General features: G+C 71.2%; 6 protein-coding genes and 1 pseudogene. 5 read left to right on the top strand and 2 right to left on the bottom strand.

Annotated features, from left to right (window positions below):
* Positions 1 to 75: 75 nt before the first annotated feature.
* The 4 genes from ACFY2L_RS33915 (at position 76) to ACFY2L_RS33930 (ending at position 4,675) form a co-directional block, all read left to right on the top strand.
* On the top strand, positions 76 to 1,149 hold the full coding sequence (locus ACFY2L_RS33915; RefSeq protein WP_390660803.1) for a glycine betaine/L-proline ABC transporter ATP-binding protein: 1,074 nt from the start codon (positions 76 to 78) through the stop codon (positions 1,147 to 1,149).
* A complete protein-coding gene (locus ACFY2L_RS33920; RefSeq protein ID WP_390824254.1) occupies positions 1,142 to 2,956 on the top strand; it encodes an ABC transporter permease/substrate binding protein in 1,815 nt (604 codons plus the stop codon). The genes ACFY2L_RS33915 and ACFY2L_RS33920 overlap by 8 nt, the downstream gene beginning before the upstream one ends.
* A gap of 430 nt (positions 2,957 to 3,386) precedes the next feature.
* Positions 3,387 to 3,956: a helix-turn-helix domain-containing protein gene (locus ACFY2L_RS33925; RefSeq protein ID WP_390660805.1), complete on the top strand. Its 570-nt coding sequence runs from the start codon at positions 3,387 to 3,389 to the stop codon at positions 3,954 to 3,956.
* Entirely contained in the window at positions 3,956 to 4,675 is a 720-nt protein-coding gene (locus tag ACFY2L_RS33930) for a helical backbone metal receptor (protein WP_390824255.1), read from the top strand. Before ACFY2L_RS33925 ends, ACFY2L_RS33930 begins: the two co-directional genes overlap by 1 nt.
* On the opposite strand, the pseudogene ACFY2L_RS33935 reads toward ACFY2L_RS33930, so the two are convergent.
* Positions 4,587 to 4,829, bottom strand: a pseudogene (locus ACFY2L_RS33935) (C4-dicarboxylate ABC transporter); the annotation flags it as partial. The gene ACFY2L_RS33930 and the pseudogene ACFY2L_RS33935 sit on opposite strands and share 89 nt — an antisense overlap.
* A gap of 20 nt (positions 4,830 to 4,849) precedes the next feature.
* Between ACFY2L_RS33935 and ACFY2L_RS33940 the strand changes: the two are divergent.
* The gene (locus ACFY2L_RS33940; protein WP_390824256.1) at positions 4,850 to 6,280 is read left to right on the top strand and encodes a recombinase family protein; all 1,431 of its coding nucleotides are present in this window, start codon (positions 4,850 to 4,852) and stop codon (positions 6,278 to 6,280) included.
* A 12-nt stretch (positions 6,281 to 6,292) separates the two neighbouring features.
* Here ACFY2L_RS33940 and ACFY2L_RS33945 read toward each other — a convergent pair whose 3' ends face one another.
* Entirely contained in the window at positions 6,293 to 6,835 is a 543-nt protein-coding gene (locus ACFY2L_RS33945) for an isochorismatase family protein (protein WP_390824257.1), read from the bottom strand.
* Positions 6,836 to 7,793 lie beyond the last annotated feature (958 nt).

Raw genomic sequence — 7,793 nt, forward strand, 5'->3', positions numbered from 1 at the left:
GGAATCCGCCCGAAGGTGAATTCCGCACGGAAGCGGCCGCACCCTCCGTCCTTGTCCCCGAACGAGTAGGTACGCGTGTCAGCCAGGCTTGAGGCCGAACATCTCTTCAAGGTGTTCGGCAGACGACAGAACGAGGCGGTCGAGCGGCTCCGCGAGGGAGCCACCCGGGAGGAACTGCGCGCCGACGGCACCACCGCCGCCGTCATCGACGCCTCCTTCACCGTGGACCCCGGCCAGATCTTCGTCGTCATGGGCCTGTCCGGCTCCGGCAAGTCCACCCTGCTGCGCATGCTCAACGGACTCCTGGAGCCCACCGCCGGCCGCGTCCTGTTCGACGGGCAGGACCTCACCGCCCTGACCGGCCGCGCCCTGCGCGAGGTACGCGCGCGGAAGATCAGCATGGTCTTCCAGCACTTCGCGCTCTTCCCGCACCGCAGCGTCCTGGACAACGCCGCCTACGGCCTCGCCGTCCAGGGCGTCCCCCGCGCCGAGCGGCAGGAGCGCGCCGCCGAGGCGCTGCGGCTGTGCGGCCTGGCCGGGTGGGAGAAGTCCTGGCCGGACGAGCTGTCCGGCGGCATGCAGCAGCGCGTGGGCCTGGCCCGCGCCCTCGCCACCGACGCCGACCTGCTGCTCATGGACGAGTCCTTCAGCGCGCTGGACCCGCTGATCCGCCGTGACATGCAGGACCAGCTGCTCACCCTCCAGCAGACCCTGAAGAAGACCATCGTCTTCATCACCCACGACCTCAACGAGGCCATGCGCCTCGGCGACCGCGTCGCCGTCATGCGCGACGGCCGCATCGTGCGGACCGGCACGGCCGAGGACATCCTGCTGCGCCCCGGGAACGACTACGTGGCCTCCTTCATCCAGGACGTCGACCGCTCCCGGGTGCTGACCGCCTCCGCCGTCATGGACCACCACGTACGCGGCGACGAGGCCGACTGCGGCTGCGAGACCGCGACCCCCGACACCCCCTTCACCGCCCTGTGCGCGCTCAGCGCCCGCCTGACCCACCCCGTCGCCGTCCTCGACGGGAAGCGGAAGCTCGTGGGCGTCGTGCCGCGGCGGCGCCTCGTCGGCCTCCTCGGCGACACCCAGGGCGAGACCGCGCCCTGCGACCGCGGAGCGGAGGCGACCGCCCGTGCCTAGGCTCCCCCTCGGCGACCGGGTCGACTCCGGCGTCGACTGGCTCGTCACCCACCTGTCCTGGCTCTTCGACGCCGTCAAGACGGTCGTCGAAGGCATGTACGACGGCATCGACGCCGTCCTCACCGCCCCCGAGCCGCTGCTCCTCGCCGGCATCCTCGCGGTGCTCGCCTGGTGGCTGCGCGGCCTGGTCGCGGGCGTCCTCGCGTTCGCCGGATTCGCGCTCATCGACTCCCTCGCCCTGTGGGACGAGGCGATGTCGACGCTCGCCCTGGTGCTCGTGGCGACGGCCGTCGCCCTCGTGCTCTCGATCCCGCTGGGCATCTGGGCCGCCCGCTCCAAGGCCGTCAGCGCGGCCGTCCGCCCCGTGCTGGACCTGCTCCAGACGATGCCGTCGATGGTCCTGCTGATCCCGGCGATCCTCTTCTTCGGCATGGGCGTGCCCGCGGGCGTCGTGGCCACCCTGATCTTCGCGCTCGCGCCCGGCGTCCGCATGACCGAGCTGGGCATCCGTCAGGTCGACGCCGAACTCGTCGAGGCGGCCGAGGCGTTCGGCACGACACCCCGCGACACCCTGCTCCGGGTCCAGCTGCCGCTCGCCCTGCCGACCATCATGGCGGGCGTCAACCAGGTCATCATGCTGGGCCTGTCGATGGTCGTCATCGCCGGCATGGTCGGCACCGGCGGCCTCGGCGGCGCGGTCAACGAGGCCATCGGCCGGCTCGACATCGGCCTCGGTTTCGAGGCGGGCCTCGGGATCGTCGTCCTCGCCATCTACCTGGACCGCATGACCGGCGCCCTCGGCACCCGTATCTCCCCGCTGGGCCGCCGCGCCGCCGCCAAGGCCCGCACGACCGTGTGGGCGCACCGCCCGCGACCGGCCGTCGCCGTGGTCGGCGTCGTCGTCCTCGCCCTGGTGGCGGGCGGCACGGGCGTCTTCGGCTCGTCCTCCCGCACCGCCGAGGCGTCCGCCACGGACGTCGGCAGGGGCCGCGAGATCAGCATCGGCTACATCCCCTGGGACGAGGGCATCGCCTCCGCCTACCTCTGGAAGGAACTCCTGGAGGAACGCGGCTTCGAGGTGAAGACCACCCAGTACGCCGCCGGCCCCCTCTACACCGGCCTCGCCACCGGCCAGATCGACTTCCAGACCGACGCCTGGCTGCCCACCACCCACGCCGAGTACTGGAAGAAGTACGGCGACCGGCTCGACGACCTCGGCCAGTGGTACGGCCCCACCTCCCTGGAACTCTCCGTCCCCGCGTACATGAAGGACGTGAACTCGCTGGCGGACCTGAAGGACCACGCCGCCGAGTTCGGCGGAACGATCACCGGCATCGAGCCCAGCGCCGGGATGATGGGCCTGCTCAAGGACAAGGTGCTGGAGCGGTACGGCCTGGACGGCGACTACCGGGTGGTCGACGGCTCCACGCCCGCGATGCTCGCCGAGCTCAAGCGCGCGTACGCCCGGAAGGAGCCGATCGTCGTCACCCTCTGGTCGCCCCACTGGGCCTACAGCACGTACGACCTCAAGAAGCTGAAGGACCCCGAGGGCGCCTGGGGCAAGGGCGACGGCGTGCACACCCTCGCCCGCCAGGACTTCGCCGCCGACCAGCCCGAGGTCGGCAGCTGGCTGAAGGACTTCACCATGACGGAGGACCAGCTCACGAGCCTGGAGGCGGAGATCCAGAAGGCCGGCAAGGGCAAGGAGCAGGACGCGGTCCGCACCTGGCTGAAGGCCCGCCCCGGTCTGGTCGACCGATGGGCACCGGTGGCCGGCGCGGCGGAGAAGAGCCGGGCGGCCGGGTGACCTGACAGCCCCGTCACCGCCTGTCGAGGGGCGGGCACCGACGTGCGACGCGACGCGTGCGGCGGGGCCCGCCCCTCGTGCTGTCCCGGTACGATCCCGCGGTGCCGCCGCTACGGCCTCCCGCCGTCGCCACAGCAAGGATCCGGCCAACCACGCACAGCTACGCCCGGGCCTGAGGCGTGCTTCCGTGACTCCCGGGACGAGCGGGAACACCGGCGGCCGTTCGCGCATTGAAACGGAAGAGAGCCGCGCGGGTCCGGACCCGGCGGATGCCCGGGCCCGATCGGCTGGCGCGATCTGTGAGGTCGCGCGCGACGTCGCGGGTCCTCGATGTGACGGGCCCGTGAAACGGTTTGCCGAACATGCGTAGGGTGCAGAGAACTCATCAGAACACCGAGGATTCCGACGAGCGAAGGAGGGAGCCGGAGCGATGGGCGACCACAAAGAGCAGCCCCTGCGGGTCGGCGCGGCCGTGCGGCGGCGACGCCGCTCCCTGGACCTCACCCTCGCCGTCGTGGCCGAGCGCAGCGGCCTGTCGGTCCCGTTCCTGAGCCAGATCGAGAACGACCGCGCACGGCCCAGCACCAGTTCCCTGGAGAAGCTCGCCGACGCCCTGCGCACCACCGCCGTCGAACTCCTCGCCGCCGCCGACCCGGCGTGCAGCGTCGACGTCGTACGCGCCGAGGACACCGAGCCGCCCGGTCCCGAGCCGCGCTCCCGCTCCCTGGTGCGCGGACACCACCAGATGCACGCCACGGAGTTCACCGGCGACCACGACGCCGGCCGTGAGTTCCAGTACCGCAACGACCAGTTGCTGTTCGTCGCCGACGGTGCCGTGGAGATCGAGGCGGAGGGCCGCGCCTACCGTCTGGGACGGGGCGACACCCTCTACCTGACCGGCGGGGTGCGCCACCGCTGGCGGGCGACCGTCCCGGACACCCGGGTGGTCGTCGTCGCCGTGGCGGAGCACATCGAGGCCGTCCGGAACCGGAAGCGGTAGTGCGGGTCGTCTCCCTGGTGCCCTCCCTGACGGAGGCGGTGGCCGTCTCCCTGCCGGGCGTGCTCGTCGGCGCCACCGACTGGTGCGCCCGTCCGGCGGGCCTCGGCGTCACCCGGATCGGCGGCACCAAGAACCCGGCGGTCGACCGCATCGCCGCGCTCGCCCCCGACCTGGTGATCGCCAACGAGGAGGAGAACCGCGGGCCGGACCTCGCCGCCCTGCGGGCCGCGGGCCTGGAGGTGCTGGTCACGGAGGTGCGGGACGTCCCGCAGGCCTTCCGGGAACTGGCCCGGGTGCTCGCGGCGTGCGGAGCGCGGTCCCGGCCGCGCTGGCTGGACGAGGCGGAGGAGGCGTGGGCCGCGCCGGACCGGTTCGACGCCCGCAGGACGGCCGTCGTGCCGATCTGGCGCCGCCCCTGGATGGTGCTGGGCCGGGACACCTTCGCCGGGGACGTGCTGGCCCGCCTGGGCGTCGACCACCTGTACACCGCCCACGAGGAGCGCTACCCGAAGGTCCCCCTGGAGGAGCTGCGCGCGGCCGCCCCCGACCTCGTCGTCCTGCCCGACGAGCCCTACCGCTTCACCCCCGACGACGGCCCGGAGGCGTTCCCCGGCCTGCCCTGCGCGCTCGTCAGCGGACGGCACCTGACGTGGTACGGCCCGTCGCTCGCCGAAGCACCACGGGCGCTGGGCGGGGCCCTGCGAGCAGCGCTCCGCTGACGACGCCGCGGACGGTGCGCGCGGCGACCGCGGCCCAGGCGGCCACGAGGACGGCGTACAGGACGACGGCGAGCCCGTCGCAGGCGAGCAGCCCGGTGTGCCGGGCCAGGGCCGAAGATCCGGTCACACAGGTGCCGACCGGGAATGTCGTCGCTCGCTCATACAGTCATGCTCATGACTCGGACTGAGGCGAACGGGCAGGGCAAGGTCGACGGGGACGCGGCGGTGTACTGCCGGATCTCGCAGGCGGGCGACGACGACCAGACGGGCGTGGACCGCCAGGAGCGCATCTGCCGGGAGGTGGCCGAACGGCTGGGCTTACGGGTGGCGGACGTGTTCGTGGACAACAACCGTTCGGCCTGGAAGCGGAACCGCAAGCGCCCGGGGTGGGAAGCGCTCTTGCAGCAGATGGCAGAGGGCGCGTACGGGCACGTGATCGTTTACCACCCGGACCGCCTCATGCGCCAGCCGAAGGATCTTGAGGAGCTGCTGACCATAGCCGACGATCAGCGCGTCGTCCTGCACGGTCAGGCGAACCGCAAGGATCTGTCCGACCCGGATGACCGGTTCATCCTGCGCATCGAGGTGGCGCACGCCTGCCGTTCCTCCGACGACACGTCGCGGCGGGTCGTCTCCGCCCTGGAGGACAGGCGCCGAGCGGGGCAGCCGCACGGAGGGAGGCGCCGGTTCGGGTACGGCCCGGACGGGCGGACGATCGTCGAGGCGGAGGCGGAGATCGTCCGGGAGGTGTTCCGGCGGTTCCTGGATGGCGAGTCGCCGAGCGCCATAGCGAAGGAGCTGCACGGGCGGAGGCTCAAGACGGCCGAGGGTGCGTCCTGGGAGGTGCACACAGTCCGCAAGCTGCTCGCGAGCACGCATGTGGCCGGACTCCAGCGGCACAAGGGTGAGCGGGCAGGCATCGGGGACTGGCCCGCGATCATCGACGTGGGCCAGTGGGAGGAAGTGCAGCAGATGCGCGCCTACCGTTCGGTCCAGCACAGGGCGGGGCGGCGAGGCCGGTTCTATCTGCTGCGTGGCGTCGTGACGTGCACGTGCGGCACCCGGATGGCAGGCGCCACCAGCGGCGATGGCAGGCCGTACTACCAATGCACCCGGGCGCAGCGGAACGGCCGCAGATGCGGCAACACGATCAGTGCCGAACCGCTGGAGGAGTTCGCCAAGGACGTCGCGCTGAGGGTGCTGGCCAACCTGGACATCACCGGGCGTCCACCTGCTGCCACCGCCCGCCCGGAGGCCGACGTCCAGGCCGACGAGGACGACGCAGCACAGTTGGCGGAGCTGAACGAGATGTGGCTCGCCAAGGAGATCCCCACGGCCGAGTACCGGGCGATGCGGCGCAGGATCGAAGACCGGATGAAGGATCGGCAGCGCAGGACCGTACAGCGTCCTGTGGCGGTCCTGGAGGGGATTGCTGGACCGGACGCCCAGGAGAGCTGGCGGAAGCTGGAGGAGGAGAAGGAGCACGCCCGCATGAACGCGATCTTCCGCTTCCTGTTCGCGGCCGTGATCATCCATCCCGCTCGGCGGCGGGGGCCAGGGGTGGACTTCGACCGCATCGACATCGAGCCCAACCCGCTGGACTAGGGGGCGGGTTCCTCAACTCGCCAGTGCGGTGTCGAAGCGGATCTGCGCAGCCGGTGTGACCGTGATTGAGCGCCCGGCGTACTGGATGGCTGACAAGGTCGTGTTGTGGTGGGCGATGACCTGAGCGGCCGACGGCACAGCGCCAGGCGGGCGTTCCGGCGTGGTGTGTGCGTCTGAAACAAGCACGAGGTCGTAGCCGCGCGAGAGCGCGCTGCGACTGGTGGAGTCAACGCAGTACTCGGTGGCGAATCCGGTGACGATCACATGGCGAACCGTCAGCTCGTGCAGCAGATCACCGAGCCCGGTGTCGAGGAAGGAGTCCGCGCTGTTCTTGTCCAGTACGACATCGCCTGGCCGAGGCGCCACCGCTGGATGGACGTCGACCAGGTCAGCGGGCACGTCATGGAGTCGCTGTCGCAGGTAGATGATCGGCATGCCAGCGGAGCGAGCTTGCTCGGCAAGGTTAGCGACCCTGCCCAAGCAAGCCTCGACGTCGTAGGCATCGGTCAACAAGGCACTCTGCATGTCGATGATGAGCAGTGCGGTGTCCGGCATTCCGCGAGCGTATCCGGCTCGGCTAGTCGTCGCTGTGAGGGCCGAGGAGGCGGGCCAGCCGTGCCGCGCTCTTCGGTCCTATCCGTGTGGGGAACTTTGCCGCCTGTCGTCTGACGGCACGTGTGCGTTGATCATCTTGGGAACGCTGTGCGCGCAACCTGTGTAAGCCTCCGACGTCAGGGGTGTTGGTGGGTCGCGGCAGTCCATGGCTGTGCTCCTTTCCATCTGGTTGTCACTCGTCCTTACATGATGGCAGCGGGGTCTGACAGTCCACGGGGCCGCCGCGCGGCAACCCGCATCGGTCGAAACAGCCTTCACTTACTCAAGGGCGCGCCTGCGGCGCGCCGGGCCACTCGGCCGCCCCGGCCGGGCGTGCGGCGTGGCCGCCGGTCCCGTCCGGGCGCCGGATGCCCCGGGCCACAGCGGCCCGAGGCGGGTGGGCTGGGGGTCGACGGCCTCCGAGACTTTACGCAGCTGCCATGGGGCGAGCCTCGAAGAACAGGGGGCCCATCGGGCACCCCAGCGGGCAGGTCCAGTACCTGCCCGATTCGCCGGGCGAGCGTAAGGCCCCCTGTTCACTCGCCCCATGGCAGCTACTGCCCAAAGTCTCTGCGGCCGGCGACGTGCCCACGTGCGCCGCTCACGGGGGAAAGGCCGTGTCAGCCGGGGTCCGGCTCGCCGAGGAGGAGTTCGTCCCCGGTGGGGAAACGGGCGGTGCCGCCCTCCTCCCAGGTGACCACGACGGCCAGCCCGCCCAGCGGTCCCCGGTCGGCCTTCACCGTCCTCACCCTGCGCCACTGACCCTCGTAACCGATCACGTCACCGGGGACGACGAGGGCAGCGCGCTTCGTCGGGACGCCTAATACTCCAGCAGCGGTTCGTGTCCTGAGCTGCGTTTTCGGTAATGACAGCGGCGGGCGACGGCCTGGCGGCGTCTTCTCCAGGCCGACCACTTCAG

It is taken from the genome of Streptomyces sp. NPDC001381 (assembly GCF_042895685.1).
GTDB lineage: Bacteria > Actinomycetota > Actinomycetes > Streptomycetales > Streptomycetaceae > Streptomyces.

What these genes read in the sequence shown, in the direction of transcription:
- ACFY2L_RS33940 (WP_390824256.1), top strand. Translation starts at nt 4,850, where the DNA reads ATGACTCGGACTGAGGCGAACGGGCAGGGCAAGGTCGACGGGGACGCG.
- ACFY2L_RS33945 (WP_390824257.1), bottom strand. Translation starts at nt 6,835, where the DNA reads ATGCCGGACACCGCACTGCTCATCATCGACATGCAGAGTGCCTTGTTG.
- ACFY2L_RS33925 (WP_390660805.1), top strand. Translation starts at nt 3,387, where the DNA reads ATGGGCGACCACAAAGAGCAGCCCCTGCGGGTCGGCGCGGCCGTGCGG.